Raw genomic sequence first — 20,719 nt, 5'->3', positions numbered from 1 at the left:
CGGGGAGAGGTGAACAGAGCGGACCGACCACTCTCTAATCAAGAACTGTCTAAGTCTGCCCTGTGGCGACCGGCGGGCCGTCCATCGCGCCCCACTCCGTCCACGAGCCGTCATACAGCGCCGGGTTCTCGACGCCGAGGCGATAGAGCGCGAGCGTCAGCACCGCGGCGCTGACGCCGGAGCCGCAGCTGGTCACGATCGGCGCATCGAGCCTGACGCCGGCGCCGAGGAACGCGGCGCGCAATTCGTCGAGCGATTTCATCTCGCCGGTCGCGGCATCGAGCAGGTTGTTGTAGGGCAGGCTCAGGCTGCCCGGAATATGACCCGAGCGCAGGCCGGGCCGCGGCTCGGCGACCTTGCCCTGATAGCGCTCATTGGCGCGCGCATCGATCACCTGCTCGGCGCGGCTCGAAAGGTTGGCGACCAATTGCTCCATGCTGCGCACGCGCCGCGCATCGTACGCCGCCGTGAACGTTGAAGACTTCGGCGTCACCTGCCCGCTCTCGACCTTGCGTCCCTCGGCAACCCACTTCTTTAGGCCGCCATTGAGCAGATGGACGCTCTTGCCGAACGACAGGAACATCCACCATGCGCGGGGCCCGGCGACCCAGCCGCCGGAATCGTAGATCACCACCGTGTCGTCATTGCCGATGCCGAGCGCGCCGACGTCACGGCCGAACTGCGCGGCATTGGGAAACATGTGCGGCAGCGGGTTGGAATGGTCCGACACCGCGTCGACGTCGAAGAACACCGCGCCCGGGATGTGCGCGGCGAGATAGTCGTCCTTCGGCAGCGGCAGCACGCCGGGCATCTTGAAGGAGGCGTCGACGACTTTCACGTCGGGTTTGCCAAGGTTGGCTGCAAGCCATTCGGTCGAGACGAGCGGATCGGTGGTGGTCATGTTGTGATTCCCGGCATTCTCAATGCGTCATTGTCGGGCGAAAGCGCGAAGCGCGTCTTAGTCCAAGATGACCCGGCAATCCATCACGCGAAGAAGATGGACACGCGGGTCAAGCCCGCGTGTGACGACGTTCCTACCCCTTCTTCTTCGGCTCCCATTTCTCCACCGGCCCGCCGGCGTCGCGCCAGGCGGCGAAGCCGCCGCCCATATGGGCGACCGGCTTCAGGCCCATGTCCTTGGCGGTCTTGGCGGCGAGCGCCGAGCGCAGGCCGCCGGCGCAATGGAAGACGAACTTCTTGTCCTGCTGGAAGATCGCCTTGGCGTAGGGGCTCTGCGGATCGATCCAGAACTCCAGCATGCCGCGGGTGCAGGAGAAGGCGCCGGGAATCTTGCCCTCGCGCTCGATCTCGCGGGGATCGCGGATATCGACGATGACGACGGTCTCGTCGCCGACGAGACCGATGGCATCGGCCGCGCTGATGGTCTCGATCTCGGCATTGGCCTCGTCGATCATCGCCTTGATGCCGCGGTGGATGGTCTGGGGCATTCTCACTCCCTTTCCTCATCCCGAGGAGCCGCGAAGCGGCGTCTCGAAGGATGAAAGGCCCGTCTGTGGCCTCATGGTTCCCCCGGCGATGCGCTAGCATCGTCCGGAGACGCGCTTCGCGCTCCTCACCATGAGGGTCTTTCTCCGTCCGTCATTCCGGGGCGATGCGAAGCATCGAACCCGGAATCTCGATCGGCAAAGTAACTTCGAGATTCCGGATCAGCCGCTGCGCGGCTGTCCGGAATGACGGCAGCGTGACTACCGCACCAGCTCCCTCATCGCATTCTCCAGACCCTCGATCGTGATCGGGTACATGCGGTTGGCGAACAGGCGGCGGATGATGGTGGTGGATTCCGAATAGTCCCAGTGCCGCTGCGCCACCGGATTGAGCCACACCGCGTGCGGATAGGTACGGATGACGCGGTCGAGCCAGACTGTGCCCGCCTCCTCGTTGACGTGCTCGACCGAGCCGCCCGGCACCATGATCTCGTAAGGGCTCATCGAGGCGTCGCCGACGAACACGACCTTATAGTCGTGCGGGTATTTGTGCATGATGTCCCAGGTCGGCGTGCGGTCGGTGAAGCGCCGCTTGTTCTGCTTCCACACGCCCTCATAGAGGCAGTTGTGGAAGTAGAAATATTCCATGTGCTTGAATTCGCCCTTCGCCGCCGAGAACAATTCCTCTACCTGCTCGATGTGCGAATCCATCGAGCCGCCGATATCGAAGAACACCAGCACCTTCACCGCATTGCGCCGCTCGGGACGCATGTGGACGTCGAGATAGCCGTGGTTGGCAGTCTCGCGAATGGTGGTGTCGAGATCGAGCTCGTCCGGCGCGCCGGTGCGCGCGAACTTGCGCAACCTGCGCAGCGCGATCTTGATGTTGCGAATGCCGAGCTCGACATTGCCGTCGAGATCCTTGAACTCGCGCTTGTCCCAGACCTTCACCGCGCGATTATGCCGGTTCTTCTCCTGGCCGATGCGCACGCCTTCGGGATTGTAGCCGTGGGCGCCGAACGGCGAGGTGCCTGCCGTGCCGATCCACTTGCTGCCGCCCTGGTGCCGGCCCTTCTGCTCCTCGAGGCGCTTCTTCAGCGTCTCCATGAGCTTGTCCCAGCCCATGGCCTCGATCTGCTTCTTCTCTTCCTCGGTGAGGTATTTTTCCGCAAGCTTCTTCAGCCACTCCTCGGGGATCTCGGCCTTGCCCATGGCATCGAGCAGGCTCTCCAGCCCCTTGAACACCGAGCCGAACACGCGGTCGAACTTGTCGAGGTTGCGCTCGTCCTTCACCAGGGCCGCGCGCGACAGGTAATAGAAATTATCCACCGACTGCTCGGCGAGGTCCTGGTCGAGCGCTTCCATCAGCGTGAGGTATTCGCGCAAGGTCACCGGGACCTGCGCATCGCGGAGCGAGGTGAAGAATTGCAAGAACATGGCTGACAGATTGCCCGCCGGACGGCGAAGGTCAAGGGCGCGGCCTGCATGGCAGGCCCTAGACCGGGGCCGGATTTCAACTAGAATTGCCGGCCGCCGGGGTATTTGCAGCGGGGGTTTCCATGAGCATCATTGCGGCGCTGATCATCGGCGCCATCGCCGGCTGGCTGGCCGGCCAGATCGTCCGCGGCGCCGGTTTCGGGCTGATCGGCAACATCGTGGTCGGCATCATCGGCGCGCTGGTGGCGAGCTTCCTGCTGCCGGCGCTCGGCGTCGGCCTCGGCGTCGGCTGGGTCCGCGACATCGTCAACGCCACCATCGGCGCGGTGGTCGTGCTGGTCATCCTGTCGCTGGTAAAACGCGCCTGACGCATCCCCCTATTCCCGCAGCGAATGCTGTTTTGACCGGAATTTCCTGTTAAGTCGGGGCCCTAGCCGCTGCGCGCAACAAACAATGTTTGAAACGGACTTAAGGCAGATCGATGAAATTCACCGGTACCAAGGACTATGTCGCGACCGATGACCTCAAGGTCGCGGTGAACGCCTCGATCGTGCTGGAGCGGCCGCTGCTGGTGAAGGGCGAGCCCGGCACCGGCAAGACGGTGCTGGCCGAGGAAGTCGCGAAAGCGATCAACGCGCCGCTTTTGACCTGGCACATCAAGTCCACCACCAAGGCGCAGCAGGGCCTTTATGAGTACGACGCGGTGTCGCGCCTGCGCGACAGCCAGCTCGGCGATGCGCGGGTTTCCGACATAAAGAACTACATCAAGCGCGGCAAGCTGTGGGACGCCTTCACGTCGGAACAGCGCCCGGTGCTCCTGATCGACGAGATCGACAAGGCCGACATCGAATTCCCCAACGACCTGCTGCTCGAGCTCGATCGCATGGAGTTCTTCGTCTACGAGACCGGCGAGAACATCAAGGCGAAGCTGCGCCCGATCGTGATGATCACCTCGAACAACGAGAAGGAATTGCCGGACGCCTTCCTGCGCCGCTGCTTCTTCCACTACATCAAGTTCCCCGACGCCGACACCATGGGCAGGATCGTCGACGTGCACTTCCCCGGCATCAAGAAGCGCCTGGTGGAAGAAGCGCTGCGCATCTTCTTCGAGGTGCGCGAGGTGCCGGGCCTGAAGAAGAAGCCGTCCACATCCGAGCTGCTCGACTGGCTGAAGCTGCTGCTCAACGAGGACATCACGCCCGAAATGTTGCGCGAGCGCGATCCGCGCAAGCTGATCCCGCCGCTGCACGGCGCCCTGCTCAAGAACGAGCAGGACGTGCACCTGTTCGAGCGGCTGGCGTTCCTGAGCCGGCGCGAAGTTTAAGACCCAATCTCTCGTGTCCCGGACGCGCTGCAGCGCGCAGCGCTGCTGCGCAGAGCCGGGACCCCACGTTCAGAAAAAACTGAGGCGAAATGGGCCCCGGCTCTGCAGCGCACCACTTCGTGATGCGCTGCGTCCAGGGCACGAGAGCACTTTCATGAAGCCTTGCGCTTGACCACCTTGCGCAAGGTCTCATCGATCCGCGATTGCCAGCCTGCCCCGGTCGATTTGAAATGGTCGATCACCTCGCGACTAAGGCGCAGCGAGACAAGCTTCTTTGTCGGCGCCTTGTTCGGGCCTCTCCCCTTGCGGATGGATGCGCTCAGATCGGGGAAGACCTCGGAGAACGGCCGGGCCTTGGCGAAATCCGCCTTCGTCAGCTCCGGATTGTCGCTGACCTCGCGCAGGTCTTTCTTACTGTAGCCGGATTTCTTCTTAGCGTTCGGCATAGAGTTTCCTTTCGCTACGACTTGCGGGCCGCATGCTGACGATGCTGACGATGCTGACGCCCTCGCGACCCAGTCTTGCGAATACAACAACGATCACGCCCCGGATGCTCACTCCGATCGCAACCCAGCGCCTGCTCTTGTTGTGCGAAGGGACGACCAGCGCATTGTCGAAGAATGTCTCGTCGAGATCGGCGAAATCCAACCCATGCTTGTCGAGGTTGGCGAGACGCTTCGGTTCATCCCAGACGATTTTCATCGCCTTCAACGTAGCTGCAACTCACCGTCCCGTCAAGCATTTTGTAGCTACAATATAAAACTACCCCGGGGCGCTGCACGCCTTCCTTGCAGCAAAGGCGCGTCTGCGCCGTGACCACCTTAGCTTGCATGCTCTTGAAGGTGGGCAAGCTTCCGCCTTCGCTCTTCGCTACGGCGGACAAGTCGCTTTGCCTATCCTACGGCAGCTCCCAACCGCCACCGTCGCTACGCCGCTCCTGCAAAGAACATGACGCGAAGCAAGTGCGTGTAGTCGGATTCGAACGTCATGATCGCCACGAATACCAGCACCAGCACCGGCGGCAGCAGGATGGCATAGGCCAGCGCCAGACGCTCCCAGGCCATGTGCATGAAGACGGCGACGATCAGGCCGGCCTTCAACACCATGAACAGCAGGATCAGCGACCATCTGAGATAGCCATGGAGACCGAAGTAGTCGACGAAATAGGAGCAGGCGCTGAGCACGAACAGCCACCCCCAGACCACGAGGTAGAGCTTGATCGGGTGCTGCTGCCCTTCGGCGCGCGCGACTCCGGAAGCGACTGCAGGCGCATGCACGTGCCGCGCAGGTTGCCGCTCTTCGATCTGTACCGCTACGTTTGTCATGCGCCACCTCACCAGAGATAGAAGAAGGCAAAAATGAACACCCAGACGAGGTCGACGAAGTGCCAGTACAGGCCCATGATCTCGACGATCTCGTAGTGCCCCTTGCGGCTCGTGAAGAAGCCGCGTCTTTCGACGTCGAAGTCTCCGCGCCAGACCTTTCGTGCAATCGCGATCAGGAAGATCACGCCGAACGTCACGTGCGTGCCGTGGAAGCCGGTGATCATGAAGAAGCTCGAGCCGAACTGCGCAGCGCCCCACGGGTTCTCCCAGGGCCGGACGCCCTCCATGATCAGCTTGGTCCATTCGAAGGCCTGCATTCCGACGAACGTCGCGCCGAATGCGGCCGTCGCCAGCATCAAGGCCGCGGTTTTGACGCGATCGCGGCGATAGCCGAAATTGACGGCCATCGCCATCGTTCCGCTGCTGCTGATCAGGATGAAGGTCATGATGGCGATCAGGATCAGCGGAATATCCTGGCCGCCGATGTGCAGGGCAAAGACCTTGCTGGGGTTGGGCCAGGGCACGGTCGTCGACATCCGCGCCGTCATGTACGACAGCAGGAAGCAGCTGAAGATGAAGGTGTCGCTGAGGAGGAAGATCCACATCATGGCCTTCCCCCAGGAAACGTTCTTGAAGGCGCGCTGGTCCGACGACCAGTCGGCGGCGATGCCGCGCAGCCCCGCGGTCAGCTGCGGCGATTGCCCGGGAGTTGCCAGCGTGGTCTCTGCCATCGGACCCTCTCCTACGTGAGCAACTGGCGACAGATGTTGATGAAGTCGTCCGTCCAGCCGGTCAACAGACCGAGCAGGACCAGCCAGACCAGCAGCAGGAAATGCCAATAGATCGCGCAGAGCTCCACGCTCAGGCGCAGCCGGCTCGGCTCGACGCCGCGCCAGACCTTGGCGCTGGTTCTGCCGAGCGCCACGAGGCCGCCGATCAAATGCAGCCCGTGCGTCGCGGTGATCAGGTAGAAGAAGGCATTGGCCGGATTCTTCGCCAGGAAATACCCCGACACGTCCAGCTGTTGCCACACCAGCAGTTGACCGACCAGGAAGGTGACGGCGGATGCTGCGCCCACCAACAGGCCGACGACCACGTTCTCGAGGTCGTTCCGGCGCACCGCCATGTACGCCCAATGCAGCGCGATGCTGCTTATGACCAGGACGCCGGTGTTGAACCACAGCAGCCTAGGCACCGGCAGCGAGCGCCAGTCGGCCATATTGGTGCGCATCGAGTAAGCGCTGATCAAGAGTGCGAACAACGAGCCGGCCACCGCGAGAAATACGCCCAAGCCGACCTTAGCGGCAGGCGGGGACGAAAGGCTCTCCTCGCGAAAATCGGCGGCCAGTCCCTCCTCCAGCCAGGGCTTGGTTGCCAGTCGTTGCTGCGAGAGCCACCATCCCGCAATTGCCGCAAGTCCAGCCATGTAGAGTATGATGGCGCTCACGGATGGGCTCCCTGCGCCGCCAACGCGGCCGGCGGTTCGTTCTGCGGGATGAAATCCCGCCTGGCGCCGGGGACGCTGTAATCGTAGGCCCAGCGATAGACGATCGGGAGTTCCTTGCCCCAATTGCCGTGTCCCGGCGGGGTCTCGGGTGTCTGCCATTCCAGCGACGTGGCTCCCCAGGGGTTGCCGCCGGCTTCCCTTCCCCTGATGAGGCTCCAGATCAGATTGAACACGAACACCAGCTGGGCAAAGCCGACGATCAAGGCCGCCACGCTCATGAACGCATTGAGGTCATGGGCGGATGCCGGGATGAAGGCTGTTTCCCCGATGTCGTGATAGCGGCGGGGCACGCCCAGCAGGCCCAGATAGTGCATGGGAAAGAAGATCGCATAGGCGCCGATGAAGGTGACCCAGAAATGGAACTGTCCGAGCGCCTCGTTGAGCATTCGCCCGGTGACCTTCGGATACCAGTGATAGATCCCGCCATACACGGCCATGACCGGCGCGATGCCCATCACCATGTGGAAGTGGGCGACGACGAACATCGTGTCGGACAGGGGAACGTCGACGACCACGTTGCCGAGAAACAGGCCCGTCAGGCCGCCGTTGACGAAGGTGATGATGAACGCAAGCGCATACAGCATCGGGACGGTGAGATGAATGTCGCCGCGCCAAAGGGTCAGCACCCAGTTGTAGACCTTGATGGCGGTGGGGATCGCGATGATGAGCGTCGTGGTGGCGAAGAAGAACCCGAAATACGGGTGCATGCCGCTCACATACATATGATGCGCCCACACGATGAAGCTCAGCGCACCGATCGCCACGATGGCCCAAACCATCATGCGATAGCCGAAGATGTTCTTGCGCGCGTGGACGCTGATCAGGTCGGAAATGATGCCGAATGCCGGCAAGGCGACGATGTAGACCTCGGGATGGCCGAAGAACCAGAACAGGTGCTGGAACAGGATCGGGCTGCCGCCGCCGTACTTCATCTGCTGGCCCATCTCGACCAGCGTGGGCATGAAGAAGCTGGTTCCCAGCAGGCGGTCGAACAGCAGCATCACCGAGGCGACGAACAGCGCCGGGAACGCCAGCAGCGCCATGATGGTGGCCGTGAAAATGCCCCACACCGTCAGCGGCAGGCGCATCAACGTCATGCCGCGGGTCCGCGCCTGCAGCACCGTCACCACATAGTTCAGGCCGCCCATGGTGAAGCCGATGATGAACAGGATCAGCGAGGCCAGCATCAGAACGATGCCCCAATCCTGCCCGGGGGTGCCCGAGAGAATCGCCTGGGGCGGATACAGCGTCCAGCCGGCGCCGGTCGGCCCGCCCGGCACGAAAAAGGTCGCGGCCAGCACGATGACTGCGAGCAGGTACACCCAATAGCTCAGCATGTTGACGTAGGGGAACACCATGTCCCGCGCGCCGACCATCAACGGAATGAGATAGTTTCCGAAGCCTCCGAGGAACAGCGCGGTAAGCAGGTAGATCACCATGATCATGCCGTGCATGGTGATGAACTGAAGATACTGGCTCGGATCGATGAACGAGAACGTGCCGGGGAATCCGAGTTGCAGCCGCATCAGCCATGACAGCACCAGCGCGACCATTCCGATGGCCATCGCCGTGAGCGAGTACTGGACGGCAATGACCTTGGCGTCCTGCGAGAATACGTAGCGCGTCCACCAGCTTCGCGGATGATAAAGCTCGACGTCGGCTACTTCGGCCGGCGGGATGCCTCTGACTTCTTCGATCGGGATATCGACCATCGAACCTTCTCCCTGGTCTCCCCCTGCCGCGAGCAGCCTCTCGCTATGCGGTGCTCCTCGCCGCTGATTTCACTTGGCGCCTGCCTTGTAGAGCGCCTTCGCGACGTCGCGCTGGCCCGACAGCCCGGCGAACGTCTGCTGTTTCTCCAGCCACGCGTGATAGTCCTTCTCTTCGTCGACGTTGACCTTGCTGCGCATCTGCGCATGCGCGACGCCGCAGAGCTCTGCGCAGAGAACCTCGAAGGTTCCGGTACGGGTCGGCGTGAACCAGAAGTACGTGACCGCGCCGGGTATCATGTCCATCTTCGCCCGGAACTCGGGCACGTAGAAATCATGCAGGACATCGAGCGAGCGGAGCAACACCTTGACCGGCTTGCCGACCGGCAGGTGCAACTCGTCACCATGAATGATGACGTCGTCCTTTCCGTAGGGATCGTCGGGGTTGAGGCCCATCGGGTTTTCGCCGCTGACATGGCGGGCGTCAGAGGTCCCAAGCCGGCGGTCCTTGCCGGGAAGCCGATAGCTCCACTGCCATTGCTGTCCCATCACCTCGATCTCGGTCGCGTCGGCTGGAACCGTGACGAACTGGTGCCAGACGATCAGTCCGGGCGCCAGCATGGCGGCGACCCCGACGCCCGTGCCGATGCTGAGCCACCATTCCAGCTTCTTGTTTTCGGGGTTGTAGGCCGCCCGCCTTCCTTCCTTGTGCTGGAACCGGAAGACGCAATACGCCATGAACGCGATGACGGCGAAGAAGACGACCCCGGTGATCCAGAACGTCAGGCTGATCGTGTCGTCAATGTAGCCCCAGTTGGAGGCAATCGGCGTCCACCACCACGGGCTGTAGAGGTGAAACAGCACCGAGGCGACGGCTACCAGAAGCAGTATGATGGCTACAACCATCCCTCTTGCATCCTTGCCAATGAAGGCTGCGGATACGCATCGAAGGGCGGAGCACACGCCTTCCTATGGCGGTGGAGTCGCATTCGCCACCGTCGTGGCCTTGCTTCGCCCATTCGACCGGTCGCTATGACCGCAACCTCGTCTGAATTGGGCGCGTCGTAATCAACATGATCCGCATATGGCCGGACGTCAATAGTTGTTGGTGTGGTCGGCACCGTGCATAGGCACAGCCAGTCGCTCCGACTATGCAATGTAGCGTGCAGATCTGCACGGCTGCGCAATTCACCCAACCGTGAGTGCTTTCCTGCGCGCGGCGCGCTAAGTTAACTGCACCGGTCGCGACAGGTTCTGTCCGGCAAGACTCCTCTTCATCGCAGCTGGTTTGCCGGGCTCGATCGCGATTTTCGCGCTTGATGCGGCTATGCGCGACCTGGGCGTGCGCTGCCCTGCGATCTGGAACAAGGAGACCGGACATGTCCACAACCGTTTTCGCAAGACCGAAACTACAGCTGTTCGGCGTCGCCACCGGATACGTCGTTCGCAAGATCGGCCTTTCCGACCTGACCGACGCGTTGCGCCTCGGCTGGGAGGACTTCAAGGCCATCCCAACGCACGCCGTGGTCCTCTGCCTGGTCTATCCCGTCCTCGGTCTTTTCATCTTCAGGGCGGTGCTTGGCCATTCGCTGCTGCCGCTGCTGTTTCCGCTGGCCGCCGGCTTTACGCTGATCGGCCCTTTCGCCGGGCTCGGTCTTTATGAGCTCAGCCGCCGCCGCGAGCGCGGCGAGGACCCCGGCGCGTGGGACGCCATGCACGTGCTGCGCGCTCCGTCGTTCGGCGCCATCCTCGGTCTGGGCTTGCTGCTGTTTGTCCTGTTCGGCGTCTGGATCGCCACCGCTGACGTCATCTACATCGCGACCTTCGGCTACGAGGCGGCCGCAAGCATCCCCGATTTCGCAACGCGCGTGCTGACGACCCCGGAAGGCTGGACGCTCATCGTGGTCGGCTGCGGCGTAGGCTTCCTGTTCGCCGTGGTTGCCCTGTGCATCAGCGTGGTGTCGTTCCCGCTGATGCTCGACCGGCACGCGACCGCGATCGACGCAATCCGCACGTCGCTGCAGGCGGTGAGGATGAATCCGGTTCCCATGGCCGCGTGGGGACTGATTGTTGCAGGGCTGCTCGCGGTCGGGTCACTGCCGTTCTTCGTCGGCCTCTGCGTCGCTCTGCCCGTGCTTGGTCATGCCAGCTGGCATCTCTATCGGAAGGTGGTGGAGCCTGATCCAAATCCTCCTCGGGAGGAACCCCGCTCGCCGATAGGACACCGCTACGCGGCAGACTTCCCGGCCTCGCTCTTCCCGTGGAGCCGCGAGCGGTAGCCGGGTCTACGCGTAGCCGGCGAGCTTCACCGCTTCCGGCGCCGTCTTGCCGCGGATCAAATCCGAGGCCTTGTCGGCGATCATCAGCGTGGAGGCATTGAGGTTGGCCGAGATCATCCGCGGCATGATCGAGGCGTCGATCACGCGCAGGCCTTGCAGGCCGTGGACGCGGAGCTGGTCGTCGACCACCGCCCATGGCGCGCTCGCCGATCCCATCCGGCAGGTGCAGCCGGGATGGAACGTGGTCGTCCCGCGCTCGGTGGCGGCGGCGAGGAATTCGTCGTCGCTCTGCACCTTCGGGCCCGGGAAGTCTTCGTAGGCGTAATAGGGTTTCAGCGGCTCGGAGGCGAGCAGGCGGCGCGCCAGCTTCATGCCGGCGACGACGACGCGACGGTCGACTTCCTCGACGAGATAATTGGTCTGGATGATCGGCGCCTCGAACGGATCGGCCGAGCGGGCGCGGACGTAACCGCGGCTCTCCGGGCGCTGCTGCCAGGACGCCACCGTCATGCCGGGCTCGTCCTCGAGCTGGCCCTGCACGCCCTCCTTGTAGCTTGCGGGCGTGAAGGTGAGCTGCAGATCGGAGCTTTCGGCGGTCTCGCCGGAATGCCAGAAGCAATAGACCATGGTCGGCGACAGCGACAAAAGACCCCGCCGCGTGGTCGCCCATTTCAGCGCCTCGACCCAGAGGCTCAAGCCGCGGCGAAGCTCGTTGATGGTCCTGATGTTCTTCACCCGCGCCACCGAGCGCGGCGCGTAGTGATCCTGAAGACCCTCGCCGACGCCGGGCAGCGCGTGCCGCACCTGAATGCCGAGCGAGCTCAGAAGCTCGGGGGAGCCGACGCCGGAAAGCTGGAGCACCTGCGGCGAATTATAGGCGCCGCCGGAGAGGATGACTTCCCTGGACGCGCGCACCTCGACCGGGGTGCCGCCGCGCCCGCCCTTCAGATAGCGCACGCCGACCGCGCGCTTGCCCTCGAAGATGATGTTGGTGACATGGGCATGCGTGCGCACGTCGACGTTGCCGCGCTTCCTCGCCGGATGCAGGAACGCTTTCGCCGCGCTCATGCGCAAGCCGCCCTCGATGGTGCGCTGGCAGTAGGACACGCCTTCCTGGATTCCGCCGTTGTAATCGGGGTTCTTGGGAATGCCGAGGCTGACCGCTCCCTCCATGAAGGCCTCGCAGAGCGGATCCTGCCACTCCATGGTGGTGACGGTGAGCGGCCCTTCGCGGCCGCGATAGGTGTCCTCGCCCTCGCCGACCCTGCGCTCCATCCGCTTGAAGTACGGCAGCACGTCCGGATAGCCCCAGCCGCGATTACCCATCTGCGCCCAGGTGTCGAAATCCTGGCGCTGGCCGCGGTTGTAGATGTGGCCGTTGATCGACGATGAGCCGCCAAGCGTCTTGCCGCGCGGCGCGTAGATGCTGCGCCCGCCGGTCCACGGGCCCACCTCCTGCTGGTAGGCCCAGTTGATGCTCTTCATGTGGAAGGTCTTGATGAAGCCGGCCGGCAGATGGATGTAGGGATGCCAATCGCTCGGTCCCGCCTCCAGCACGCAGATCCTGGTGCCCAAGTCCTCGCCCAGCCGGTTGGCGAGCACGCTGCCCGCAGAACCGGCGCCAATGATCACATAATCGAAGGTTTCCATCGCACCGTTTCTTTTTCACGCGCATGATCTCGTCGGATCATGCTCGTGGGCGCTACCGCGCCTTCTCGTTCAACTGATAGGTCAAATGCGCCTTCACCGTCGGCCATTCCGAGGCGATGATGCTGTAGACGACAGTGTCGCGCAACGTGCCGTTGGGCGCAATCTGGTGGCTACGCAAAATGCCGTCGAGCTTCGCCCCGAGCCGCTCGATGCCGCGCCGGCTCTGGTGGTTGAAGAAATGCGTGCGGAACTCTACCGCAATGCAATCGAGCTTCTCGAAGGCATGCGCAAGTAGCAGCAATTTGCACTGGGTGTTGAGCGCGGTGCGCTGCACACGTCTGGCGTACCAGGTCGAGCCGATCTCGACCCGGCGGTTCGGCGTGTCGACATTCATGTACGTCGTCATGCCCGCGATCCCGCCGTCGGCGTCGAAGACGGTGAACGGCAGCATCGAGCCCGCCGCCTGCAGGCCCAGCCGACGGTCGATCTCCTTCGTCATGTTCTCGGCGGTCGGGATGAAGGTGTACCAGAGCTTCCAGAGCTCGCCGTCCTTCACGGCCTCGAGCAGGCCGTCGTGATGGTTGGGTGACAGCGGCTCCAGGCGCGCATGCGCGCCGCGAAGCGTGACCGGTTCAAGCCAGGGCATTCTCTATTCCCTCCCGTCATTGCGAGGAGCGAAGCGACGAAGCAATCCAGCTTTCTTTGCTGTTGCAAAGCTGGATTGCTTCGCTTCGCTCGCAATGACGCCTTTGTCTCACTTGTTCAAGAAATTCAGCGCCAGTCCCGGGCGCGGCCAGTCCATCGCGATCAGCTCGCCCTTGCCGGACAGCGTGATGTACGCCGTCCTCAGCTCAGGCCCGCCGAAGGCGATGTTGGTGGTGACGCGGTCGCCGGTCGGCACCTGCTCTACCAGCGTGCCGTCGGGCGCGATCACGGAGATGCAGCCGGAGATCAACGTGGCGACGCATACATTGCCACCAGCCTCGACCGCCATCGAATCGAACATCTGATAGCCGCCGAGCCCCGCGATCGGCTTGCCGCGCTCGCCGCGATAGATCACGTCGCGCGGCTTAAGCGCGCCGGGCTCGTGAATCTCGTAAGCCCACAGCCGCGCGGTCGGCGTCTCCGCGATGTAGACGGTGTTCTCGTCCGGCGACAGCCCGATGCCGTTGGCCGGCAGCACGCCGTGTACGACCTCGACGATCTCCTGCATGCCGGGCTTCAGATAATACATGCCGCCGACATCCATCTCGCGGGCTCTCCGCTTGCCGAGGTCGGAGAACCACAGGCCGCCATGCCGGTCGAACACGAGATCGTTCGGCCCGCGCAGACCATGCTCGCCGCATTTGGAGATCACGGTCTCGACCTTGCCGCTCTGCAAATCCACGCGCTGGATCGAGCCGCCCCGATAGTCGTCGGGCTGCGGCCCCGGCATGATCATGTTGCGGGTCGGGATCCAGGAAAAGCCGCCATTGTTGCAGACATACATCTTGCCGTCGGGACCGAGCGCGGCGCCATTCGGTCCGCCCGGAATCTTCGCGACCACTTCCTTGCGGCCGTCGGGGAACACCCGGGTCAGCCGCTGTCCGCGGATTTCCACCAGCACGACCGATCCATCCGGCATCGCGACCGGCCCTTCCGGAAATTCCAGATCGGTGGCGAGAACGCGGATATCGGCCATGAAAATCCTCCCGGCGCTTTCGGCTGCGGGCGGATATTTGGCGAGCCCCCACGCGCAACATCTTGGTTGCGGCTGTTATGGCAAAGTCGTTCCGGCTTGCCAAGCAAGCCTCCCGCTCCGCCGCGCAGGGCAGCATTGCGGAAGCGGTGCAATCCGGCGGGCTCGGTGCAATCGCGAATGGGCGCACTTGTAGGATAGGTAGAGCCCTTGCGAAACCCATCACTCTTCAGCGCGGTGAAATGATGGGTTTCGCTTTGCGCTCTACCCATCCTACCGACCTATTGCACGGGCACCCAGATCTCCAGCCCGCCATTGCCGGTGGAAGGATCGAACCTCTCGTCATAGCGCTCGAAGTTCGGCGCGTCGGCGACCTTGAGGCCCGACTGCGGCAGCCAGTGATTCCAGATCGCCGTCACGGTGCGCCGGATGGTCGAGATGTGCTCGGCATGACCGAACACCACGTAGCGTTGCTCGGGGATTCGCACGCGCGAAAATTGGCGCGGCAGGCCGGAGAAGTCGGAAACCTCGACGCCGGCGATGTAGTCGAAATTGCCGGAATCATCGCCATTGCAGCAGACGCCGTAGGCGACGTTGCCGACCCGGCCGGGAATTTCGCCAAGCTTGTAATGCAATTGCTGCCACTGGTCGGGAATGGCGGCTCCGCCGGAGTCGCAATGATTGTAGCGCTCGCCGATGCCGGCAACGAGCAGCGCCTTGCCGGTGGCAAAGCGCGGCGGCAGCAGGTCGGTCGCGGGGGTCGAATCCATCATGATCGGCTCCTGTAGCTTGAGCGTGTCGAGGCACGTTGCGGCGCGCACCTGCTCCGGCGTGACGCCGAAATGGTCGCGGAACGCGCGGGTGAATGCCTCGTGGGAGCCGTAATCCGCCTCCAGCGCCAGCGTGAGAATGTCGGGCGCGCCCCTAGCGAGCGCTCGCGCCGCCTTGGTCAGGCGGCGGGCGCGCACATAGCGCATGACGCTCATGCCGGTCGCCTCGCCGAACGCCCGCACCATGTGAAAGCGCGAGATGCCGGCAACGCCTGCAATCTCATCGAGCGTCAGGCTCTCTGCGAGATGGCTCTCGACATACCACAGCGCCTTCTGGGCGGAATCCATGGACCTGCTGCTCTCCTTCGAAGCGTCCGCATCATGCCCCCTGCGAGCCGGACGCGTTTGACAGTCCTTGCTCTCGCGCGGCGGAACCATGCATCATCGAAAGAGCAATAGCATCCGGGGAGGAGCCGAACCATGAAGATCAGCGACGTGCGCGCGCACCACATCCGCATCCCCTATGACGCCGGCGTCGCAAGCTTCAGCCAAGGCGCCGCCTCGATCGCGGCGCTCGACATCGTCCTGGTCGAGGTCACGACCGACAGCGGCCTGACCGGCTGGGGCGATGCCTTCAGCTATGTCTGCCCGCGCACGACGCATGCCGCGATCGGCGAGATGATCGCGCCGCAGGCGCGTGGCCAGCAGGTGCCTGACGCCGCCGGTATCCCCGCCTTCATGGAGCAGATCCAGCGCAACCTGCACCTGTTCGGCCGCTATGGCATCACCATGTTCGCGATCTCGGGGCTCGACATCGCGCTGTGGGATCTCGCCGCCCGCGCGCAAGGCGTGCCGCTGCACCGGCTGCTGGGTACGCAGGAGCGGACAAGCATTCCAGCCTATGCCAGCCTGCTCCGCATCGGCGCGCCCGAACTGGTCGCCGGCGAATGCAGGACGGCATTGAGCCGGGGCTTTTCCGCGATCAAGCTTCACGAAACGACCACGGCGCCGGTGCACGCAGCACGGCAGGCGATCGGCGAGAGCATTCCGCTGATGGTCGACCTGAACTGCCCGCTGGATGGTCCGGCCGCGATCGCGTTCGCGCAAGCCTGCCGCGAGGCAAAGCCGCTGTTCCTGGAAGAGCCGGTATGGCCGCCGGAGGACTTCGTAACGCTGGCGGAGGTGCGCAGGAAGGGCGGGCTCGACGTCGCCGCCGGCGAGAACGCCTGCACGGTGCATCAATTCCGACAGATGCTGGACGCCGGCGCCGTCAGCCATGCGCAGCCCTCCGTGACGAAAGTCGGCGGCATCACCGAATATCTCAAGGTGGCGGCGCTCGCGGACCAGCGCGGCGTGCGGCTGGCGCCGCATTCGCCCTATTTCGGTCCGGGCCTACTGGCGACGCTGCAACTGATGTCGCTACGCGACGACGGCGCCTTCGTGGAATTTTTTTACATGAAGCGCGACGCCTGCCTGTGGCGCGGCCGCGTCGATGTCGATGCGAGCGGCCATGTCGCGGTACCCGCCGGCCCGGGCCTCGGCTACGAGCCGGACCGCGAGGTCATGGAACGCTATCGGGTATCGTGAAGTTGCGCGGCCGCGCCGCTACTTCGCGCCTTCTTTCGCCGCCGGTGCCGCGTTCTTCGCCGGGGACGCGGCAGACTTCCTGATCTCCTCGACCGCCTTCTTCTGCTCCTCGACGATTTTTTCCAGCGAGGCGACCTGCGCCTTCAGCGCGTCGATCTGGCGGCTTGCAGCGTCGATCCGGCGCTGATTGTCGACCGAGAGTTTCGTGATGGTCTTCTGCAGGAAGTCGACATTGCTCTGCAGGCAGGAGGTGCGCCGCTCCATGGTCTTTTCCACGGTGCAGATCTCGATGCCCGGAACGTCCTGGGCAAGGCTGGCAAGCGGCAGCAATATGAACGTGGCGCAAGCGACGGCGACGACCCGGCCGATCATGAAATCCCTCTTTGCGAAAGCGATCACGCCAATGTGCACGTGGTGCACCGGCATTGTCACTGATATCACACTCGTACCGCATTCATCGCTTGTGGTGCGCAGCGGCCGTTCGGGGGATCGGGAACCCGACTGGGGGGGAACGACCGCAATTGCTCAGGAGTGGACAGGGTGACAAATGGCAACGCGGGAAAAGCGGTTGGCTCAATTCGATGGTTTTGGCGCTCCTCCGCCGGAAATTCCGGTCGAGGTGCTCTGCGAGGATCACAGCGGGACGTATCAATTGCCCTTCCCCTGCCGCTTCGTCGACGGCCGCTGGCACAATGACGAATCAGGGGTTGCCGTCGAAGCAACGGTGATCGGCTGGCGATTGCCGCGCGAGAGGCAGGTCGGCGCAGCCTGATGGCTCGCGCCTGTATCAAAACGCGACGCAGGCGCCGGCCTTCGTTAATGTTCGGAACGCGCTTCGAACAAACCGCGCCCGAATCAGCGATCGGGCGATGTGCTCGCTTGTTCACGGCTAGATGTCGGCGCCGGGCTTAGTCGGCGCACAATATCCAGCACGGCGACGATCGGCCGGAGCCAACGGCCGACGACGAGGGTTAATTCCTCCGGGGACGACATGATCGTCACTTCCACGGCGTCACCGGCGGCACCTTGTCGGTAGCCGGCGGCATGTCGACGGTCTTGAAGTCGGCGGGGCTGACGATCTCCAGATACTCCATGTCCGGCGAGTAATCGAACAGGTAGTGCACGATGCCCGGCCGCTGGTGCACGACGTCGCCGGCCTGCACCAGAGTCGGCTTGTCCTCGTACATGAAGCGCGCCCAGCCCTTCATCATGATGACGATCTGGAACTCGCAGTCGTGGCGGTGCCAGCCGGTGCCGTCCTCCGGCGGGCAATCCGGATTGGCCTTGACCAGATGGCAGATCACCTGTCCGCCAGTGGCGTCTGCGATGCCGAGATCGCGATACAGGAAGAAGTCGCGCAGGCCCCCGCCCTTGTAGTCGGTATCGTCAGGCTTGACGTGGGAGAATTTTCCGACAGCCGCGAGCTTGTTCATCGAAGCCTCCATGGTTCTCGTTCGTGAGCACGCAAGGGGCGAAGCGTCCAATTTTTCGGCAGCGGCGCGTCGTTGCGGTCACGGCTGAAATGCTGCTATGCGAAAATCGCGCCAGACACGCTGCACCGCGTCATGCCGGCGCTTGCCGCTGCAAAGCCAATGATTGGAAAAGCGAATCGCGGATCGGCGCACCCCGCCGGTGCGCGGCATGCGCGTGACATCTGTGTGCGATGGCATGCGCTTGAGCAAACCATGCCCGCGGCGCGGGCCCACCGAACGGGCGCGGCGCGGGCAGCGCTGCCTAATATTCGACCTCGAGCTCCTCGATGTCGGCCGGCTCGGCGCGCGCGGCATCGATCCATTCCACCATTTCCGGCATGGTCATGATGGTTTTGGCATAGGCCGCAAGCTTCGGCTCGAGTTTCACGTCGTAGGTCGCAAAGCGCGTCACGACCGGCGCATACATCGCATCCGCCATGGTGCGCCCCGCGCCGAACAGGAACGGCCCGCCGGATTTGCCGAGGCACTCGCGCCAGATGGTGCAGATGCGGTCGATGTCGGCCTGCGCGCGCGTCCAGATCTTGAAACCGGGAAAATGGCCCTTCAGATTGACCGGCAGCGAGGCGCGCAGCGTGGCGAAGCCGGAATGGATTTCGCCGCAGATCGAGCGGCAATGCGCGCGCTGCACGCGGTCGGCGGGCAAGAGGCCGGCGTCCGGGCGGATCTCGTTGAGATATTCGGCGATCGCCAGCGTGTCCCAGACGGTGGCGCCCTCGTGGCGCAGGCAGGGCACCAGGATCGAGGACGACAGCAAGAGGATTTCGGCGCGCGCCGACGGATCGTCCGGCGCAACCACGATCTCCTCGAAATCGAGGCCGGCGAACTTCGCCAGCAGCCAGCCGCGCAGCGACCATGACGAATAGTTCTTGCTGCTGATGGTCAGTGTGGTCTTCGCCATCTCGCCTCTTCCCCTCAACGCTACATGCCCGGCCCGCCGGACGCTACGACACGGCAATGGCGCGCGCACGCCCGCGGCCGGACTAGTCCCTATTCGGGCAAATTTGCAGCAAGCGACGTGCCAGTTTGGCCGGCCCCCTGCCTCCACCCCGCCTCGGGCTGGCTCCGATATTGCATGACCGCAAAGGCAGGGGCGGAAGTGAATGATGTCAATGCTGTACCAGGCCTTTCAGAACCACATGGACCTGACGGAGCCGTGGCGATCGGGGGCGGCCGGCGCGTTGAAATTCCTCAACCTGGTGCCGCAGGGCGGCTCCGACCGGGTATTCGGGCGGCTGGCGGCTGCGCTCGAACTGATCTCCCGCTCGGCCCTGACCTATGCCCGCCCGGATTACGGCATCGGCACCGTGATGGTCGGCAACCGCGAACTCGCGGTCACGGAGGAAGTCACCTACGCAACGCCGTTCGGCTCGCTGCTGCATTTCAAGAAAGAAGACGGCCCCGAGCAGCCGCGGCTCTTGCTGGTGGCGCCGATGTCCGGGCATTTCGCGACGCTCTTGCGCGGCACCGTGAAGACGCTGCTCGCCGACCACGACGTCTACATCACCGACTGGCATAACCCGCGCGACATTCCGCTCAGTCGCGGCCGCTTCGGCCTCGAGGACTATACCGACCATCTCATCACCTTCATGGACCAGATCGGCCCGCGCGCGCACATGGTGGCGATCTGCCAGCCCTCGGTGTCGGCGCTGGCGGCGACTGCCATCATGTGCGAGGACAACCATCCGGCGCGTCCGGCGACGCTGACCCTGATGGCGGGCCCGATCGACACGCGGATCCAGCCGACCAGGGTCAACGGATTCGCCAAGAGCAAGCCGATCGAGTGGTTCGAGAGAAATTTGATCAACTACGTGCCCGTGCAGTGCAAGGGCGCGCTGCGCAAGGTCTATCCCGGCTTCGTGCAGCTGACGGCCTTCGTGTCGATGAACCTCGAACGGCACATCAAGCAGCACATGGACCTCGCCCACCACATCGCCAAAGGCGAGAAGGAGAAGGCCGATATCATCAAGACTTTCTACGACGAATACTTCGCGGTCATGGACCTGCCGGCGGAGTTCTACATCGAGACCGTGCGCGACGTGTTCCAGGAGCATCTGCTGCCACAGGGCAGACTGATGCATCGCGGCCGGCCGATCGATCCGGCGGCGATCCGGCGCACGGGGCTGATGACTGTCGAGGGCGAGAAGGACGACATCTGCTCGATCGGCCAGACGCTCGCGGCGCAGGACCTCTGCACCGGCGTGCGCGCCTATCGCCGGGTGCACCACATGCAGGCCGGCGTCGGCCATTACGGCGTGTTCTCGGGGCGGAAGTGGAACAACGAGATCTATCCGCTGCTGCGGGATTTCGTGCACATGAATTCGTGAGGGCGTAACTCCATCCCGTCATTGCGAGCGAAGCGAAGCAATCCACCTGTCCTCGCGGGATAGGTGGATTGCTCACATGGGGGAGGTTTGTGTCAAGGACGAGGGGCCACCTTTTAGTTCGACTGCAGCCACCTCTTCGTCCCGACCGCGGATTGTGCAGGATGGCGCGCGCAGATCAAGTCAAGGCCGGC

Annotated in this window: 23 protein-coding genes; 6 read left to right on the top strand and 17 right to left on the bottom strand. The window is 63.6% G+C overall.

The features are described from left to right. Positions 1-49: 49 nt before the first annotated feature. The 3 genes from sseA to ACT4OC_RS17730 form a co-directional block, all read right to left on the bottom strand. Complete coding sequence (sseA, locus tag ACT4OC_RS17740) at positions 50-901, bottom strand: 3-mercaptopyruvate sulfurtransferase (RefSeq protein ID WP_444840324.1); 852 nt, start codon at positions 899-901, stop codon at positions 50-52. 133 nt (positions 902-1,034) lie between these two features. After that, positions 1,035-1,448: a rhodanese-like domain-containing protein gene (locus ACT4OC_RS17735; protein WP_444840323.1), complete on the bottom strand. Its 414-nt coding sequence runs from the start codon at positions 1,446-1,448 to the stop codon at positions 1,035-1,037. A gap of 258 nt (positions 1,449-1,706) precedes the next feature. Then, complete coding sequence (locus tag ACT4OC_RS17730) at positions 1,707-2,882, bottom strand: vWA domain-containing protein (RefSeq protein WP_444840322.1); 1,176 nt, start codon at positions 2,880-2,882, stop codon at positions 1,707-1,709. Between the two features lie 122 nt (positions 2,883-3,004). Between ACT4OC_RS17730 and ACT4OC_RS17725 the strand changes: the two genes are divergently transcribed. After that, complete coding sequence (locus ACT4OC_RS17725; protein ID WP_444840321.1) at positions 3,005-3,250, top strand: GlsB/YeaQ/YmgE family stress response membrane protein; 246 nt, start codon at positions 3,005-3,007, stop codon at positions 3,248-3,250. A gap of 113 nt (positions 3,251-3,363) precedes the next feature. Continuing rightward, positions 3,364-4,206: an AAA family ATPase gene (locus tag ACT4OC_RS17720; protein WP_444840320.1), complete on the top strand. Its 843-nt coding sequence runs from the start codon at positions 3,364-3,366 to the stop codon at positions 4,204-4,206. A gap of 152 nt (positions 4,207-4,358) precedes the next feature. Here ACT4OC_RS17720 and ACT4OC_RS17715 read toward each other — a convergent pair whose 3' ends face one another. From ACT4OC_RS17715 to ACT4OC_RS17685, 7 genes are all read right to left on the bottom strand, one after another. Next, a complete protein-coding gene (locus ACT4OC_RS17715; protein WP_444840319.1) occupies positions 4,359-4,652 on the bottom strand; it encodes a BrnA antitoxin family protein in 294 nt (97 codons plus the stop codon). Continuing rightward, positions 4,639-4,908: a BrnT family toxin gene (locus tag ACT4OC_RS17710; protein WP_444840318.1), complete on the bottom strand. Its 270-nt coding sequence runs from the start codon at positions 4,906-4,908 to the stop codon at positions 4,639-4,641. The genes ACT4OC_RS17715 and ACT4OC_RS17710 overlap by 14 nt, the downstream gene beginning before the upstream one ends. Positions 4,909-5,132: 224 nt before the next feature. Further along, on the bottom strand, positions 5,133-5,531 hold the full coding sequence (locus tag ACT4OC_RS17705; RefSeq protein WP_444840317.1) for a cytochrome C oxidase subunit IV family protein: 399 nt from the start codon (positions 5,529-5,531) through the stop codon (positions 5,133-5,135). Between the two features lie 8 nt (positions 5,532-5,539). Continuing rightward, positions 5,540-6,262 carry a heme-copper oxidase subunit III family protein gene (locus ACT4OC_RS17700; protein WP_444840316.1) on the bottom strand — a complete coding sequence of 241 codons (723 nt, stop codon included), beginning with the start codon at positions 6,260-6,262 and terminating at the stop codon, positions 5,540-5,542. A gap of 11 nt (positions 6,263-6,273) precedes the next feature. Further along, complete coding sequence (locus ACT4OC_RS17695; protein WP_444840315.1) at positions 6,274-6,978, bottom strand: cytochrome c oxidase subunit 3; 705 nt, start codon at positions 6,976-6,978, stop codon at positions 6,274-6,276. Then, entirely contained in the window at positions 6,975-8,750 is a 1,776-nt protein-coding gene (locus ACT4OC_RS17690) for a cytochrome c oxidase subunit I (RefSeq protein WP_444840314.1), read from the bottom strand. Before ACT4OC_RS17690 ends, ACT4OC_RS17695 begins: the two co-directional genes overlap by 4 nt. Before the next feature lie 69 nt (positions 8,751-8,819). Beyond that, positions 8,820-9,653, bottom strand: coding sequence for a cytochrome c oxidase subunit II (locus ACT4OC_RS17685; RefSeq protein WP_444840313.1), 834 nt, complete (start codon positions 9,651-9,653; stop codon positions 8,820-8,822). Positions 9,654-10,126: 473 nt separating this feature from the next. Here ACT4OC_RS17685 and ACT4OC_RS17680 point away from each other — a divergent pair, with 473 nt between their 5' ends. Then, complete coding sequence (locus ACT4OC_RS17680; RefSeq protein WP_444840312.1) at positions 10,127-11,026, top strand: DUF2189 domain-containing protein; 900 nt, start codon at positions 10,127-10,129, stop codon at positions 11,024-11,026. 6 nt (positions 11,027-11,032) lie between these two features. Here ACT4OC_RS17680 and ACT4OC_RS17675 read toward each other — a convergent pair whose 3' ends face one another. The 4 genes from ACT4OC_RS17675 to ACT4OC_RS17660 form a co-directional block, all read right to left on the bottom strand. Beyond that, positions 11,033-12,676: a GMC family oxidoreductase gene (locus ACT4OC_RS17675; protein WP_444840311.1), complete on the bottom strand. Its 1,644-nt coding sequence runs from the start codon at positions 12,674-12,676 to the stop codon at positions 11,033-11,035. Positions 12,677-12,728: 52 nt separating this feature from the next. After that, positions 12,729-13,322, bottom strand: a complete 594-nt coding sequence (locus ACT4OC_RS17670) for a GNAT family N-acetyltransferase (protein WP_444840310.1) — start codon at positions 13,320-13,322, stop codon at positions 12,729-12,731. Between the two features lie 108 nt (positions 13,323-13,430). Further along, positions 13,431-14,357 (bottom strand): SMP-30/gluconolactonase/LRE family protein, encoded by a 927-nt coding sequence (locus tag ACT4OC_RS17665; RefSeq protein ID WP_444840309.1) that lies wholly within the window; start codon positions 14,355-14,357, stop codon positions 13,431-13,433. A gap of 278 nt (positions 14,358-14,635) precedes the next feature. Further along, positions 14,636-15,472: a GyrI-like domain-containing protein gene (locus tag ACT4OC_RS17660; protein WP_444840308.1), complete on the bottom strand. Its 837-nt coding sequence runs from the start codon at positions 15,470-15,472 to the stop codon at positions 14,636-14,638. A 132-nt stretch (positions 15,473-15,604) separates the two neighbouring features. On the opposite strand from ACT4OC_RS17660, the gene ACT4OC_RS17655 reads away from it, so the two are divergent. Continuing rightward, positions 15,605-16,711, top strand: coding sequence for a mandelate racemase/muconate lactonizing enzyme family protein (locus tag ACT4OC_RS17655; RefSeq protein WP_444840307.1), 1,107 nt, complete (start codon positions 15,605-15,607; stop codon positions 16,709-16,711). Positions 16,712-16,729: 18 nt separating this feature from the next. Here ACT4OC_RS17655 and ACT4OC_RS17650 read toward each other — a convergent pair whose 3' ends face one another. Further along, positions 16,730-17,083: a hypothetical protein gene (locus tag ACT4OC_RS17650; RefSeq protein ID WP_444840306.1), complete on the bottom strand. Its 354-nt coding sequence runs from the start codon at positions 17,081-17,083 to the stop codon at positions 16,730-16,732. A gap of 175 nt (positions 17,084-17,258) precedes the next feature. Between ACT4OC_RS17650 and ACT4OC_RS17645 the strand changes: the two genes are divergently transcribed. Further along, positions 17,259-17,483, top strand: a complete 225-nt coding sequence (locus ACT4OC_RS17645; protein ID WP_444840305.1) for a hypothetical protein — start codon at positions 17,259-17,261, stop codon at positions 17,481-17,483. A gap of 226 nt (positions 17,484-17,709) precedes the next feature. On the opposite strand, the gene ACT4OC_RS17640 is transcribed toward ACT4OC_RS17645, so the two are convergent. Together ACT4OC_RS17640 and ACT4OC_RS17635 are read right to left on the bottom strand one after the other, a co-directional pair. Then, the gene (locus ACT4OC_RS17640) at positions 17,710-18,144 is read right to left on the bottom strand and encodes a cupin domain-containing protein (RefSeq protein ID WP_444840304.1); all 435 of its coding nucleotides are present in this window, start codon (positions 18,142-18,144) and stop codon (positions 17,710-17,712) included. 301 nt (positions 18,145-18,445) lie between these two features. Continuing rightward, complete coding sequence (locus ACT4OC_RS17635; RefSeq protein ID WP_444840303.1) at positions 18,446-19,102, bottom strand: glutathione S-transferase family protein; 657 nt, start codon at positions 19,100-19,102, stop codon at positions 18,446-18,448. Positions 19,103-19,304: 202 nt separating this feature from the next. Here ACT4OC_RS17635 and ACT4OC_RS17630 point away from each other — a divergent pair, with 202 nt between their 5' ends. Then, a complete protein-coding gene (locus ACT4OC_RS17630) occupies positions 19,305-20,528 on the top strand; it encodes a polyhydroxyalkanoate depolymerase (protein WP_444840302.1) in 1,224 nt (407 codons plus the stop codon). Positions 20,529-20,719: the final 191 nt, after the last annotated feature.

This window comes from Bradyrhizobium sp., from assembly GCF_052389815.1.
Classification (GTDB): Bacteria; Pseudomonadota; Alphaproteobacteria; order Rhizobiales; family Xanthobacteraceae; genus Bradyrhizobium.
The sequence above is the reverse complement of the archived record's forward strand: the minus strand, read 5'-3'. Positions and strand labels throughout refer to the sequence as shown.

What these genes read in the sequence shown, in the direction of transcription:
- ACT4OC_RS17730 (WP_444840322.1), bottom strand. Translation starts at nt 2,882, where the DNA reads ATGTTCTTGCAATTCTTCACCTCGCTCCGCGATGCGCAGGTCCCGGTG.
- ACT4OC_RS17670 (WP_444840310.1), bottom strand. Translation starts at nt 13,322, where the DNA reads ATGCCCTGGCTTGAACCGGTCACGCTTCGCGGCGCGCATGCGCGCCTG.
- ACT4OC_RS17650 (WP_444840306.1), bottom strand. Translation starts at nt 17,083, where the DNA reads ATGATCGGCCGGGTCGTCGCCGTCGCTTGCGCCACGTTCATATTGCTG.
- ACT4OC_RS17705 (WP_444840317.1), bottom strand. Translation starts at nt 5,531, where the DNA reads ATGACAAACGTAGCGGTACAGATCGAAGAGCGGCAACCTGCGCGGCAC.
- ACT4OC_RS17710 (WP_444840318.1), bottom strand. Translation starts at nt 4,908, where the DNA reads ATGAAAATCGTCTGGGATGAACCGAAGCGTCTCGCCAACCTCGACAAG.
- ACT4OC_RS17675 (WP_444840311.1), bottom strand. Translation starts at nt 12,676, where the DNA reads ATGGAAACCTTCGATTATGTGATCATTGGCGCCGGTTCTGCGGGCAGC.
- ACT4OC_RS17655 (WP_444840307.1), top strand. Translation starts at nt 15,605, where the DNA reads ATGAAGATCAGCGACGTGCGCGCGCACCACATCCGCATCCCCTATGAC.
- ACT4OC_RS17685 (WP_444840313.1), bottom strand. Translation starts at nt 9,653, where the DNA reads ATGGTTGTAGCCATCATACTGCTTCTGGTAGCCGTCGCCTCGGTGCTG.
- ACT4OC_RS17725 (WP_444840321.1), top strand. Translation starts at nt 3,005, where the DNA reads ATGAGCATCATTGCGGCGCTGATCATCGGCGCCATCGCCGGCTGGCTG.
- ACT4OC_RS17645 (WP_444840305.1), top strand. Translation starts at nt 17,259, where the DNA reads ATGGCAACGCGGGAAAAGCGGTTGGCTCAATTCGATGGTTTTGGCGCT.
- ACT4OC_RS17680 (WP_444840312.1), top strand. Translation starts at nt 10,127, where the DNA reads ATGTCCACAACCGTTTTCGCAAGACCGAAACTACAGCTGTTCGGCGTC.
- ACT4OC_RS17720 (WP_444840320.1), top strand. Translation starts at nt 3,364, where the DNA reads ATGAAATTCACCGGTACCAAGGACTATGTCGCGACCGATGACCTCAAG.
- ACT4OC_RS17635 (WP_444840303.1), bottom strand. Translation starts at nt 19,102, where the DNA reads ATGGCGAAGACCACACTGACCATCAGCAGCAAGAACTATTCGTCATGG.
- ACT4OC_RS17640 (WP_444840304.1), bottom strand. Translation starts at nt 18,144, where the DNA reads ATGAACAAGCTCGCGGCTGTCGGAAAATTCTCCCACGTCAAGCCTGAC.
- ACT4OC_RS17700 (WP_444840316.1), bottom strand. Translation starts at nt 6,262, where the DNA reads ATGGCAGAGACCACGCTGGCAACTCCCGGGCAATCGCCGCAGCTGACC.
- ACT4OC_RS17660 (WP_444840308.1), bottom strand. Translation starts at nt 15,472, where the DNA reads ATGGATTCCGCCCAGAAGGCGCTGTGGTATGTCGAGAGCCATCTCGCA.
- ACT4OC_RS17690 (WP_444840314.1), bottom strand. Translation starts at nt 8,750, where the DNA reads ATGGTCGATATCCCGATCGAAGAAGTCAGAGGCATCCCGCCGGCCGAA.
- ACT4OC_RS17715 (WP_444840319.1), bottom strand. Translation starts at nt 4,652, where the DNA reads ATGCCGAACGCTAAGAAGAAATCCGGCTACAGTAAGAAAGACCTGCGC.
- ACT4OC_RS17630 (WP_444840302.1), top strand. Translation starts at nt 19,305, where the DNA reads ATGATGTCAATGCTGTACCAGGCCTTTCAGAACCACATGGACCTGACG.
- sseA (WP_444840324.1), bottom strand. Translation starts at nt 901, where the DNA reads ATGACCACCACCGATCCGCTCGTCTCGACCGAATGGCTTGCAGCCAAC.
- ACT4OC_RS17735 (WP_444840323.1), bottom strand. Translation starts at nt 1,448, where the DNA reads ATGCCCCAGACCATCCACCGCGGCATCAAGGCGATGATCGACGAGGCC.
- ACT4OC_RS17665 (WP_444840309.1), bottom strand. Translation starts at nt 14,357, where the DNA reads ATGGCCGATATCCGCGTTCTCGCCACCGATCTGGAATTTCCGGAAGGG.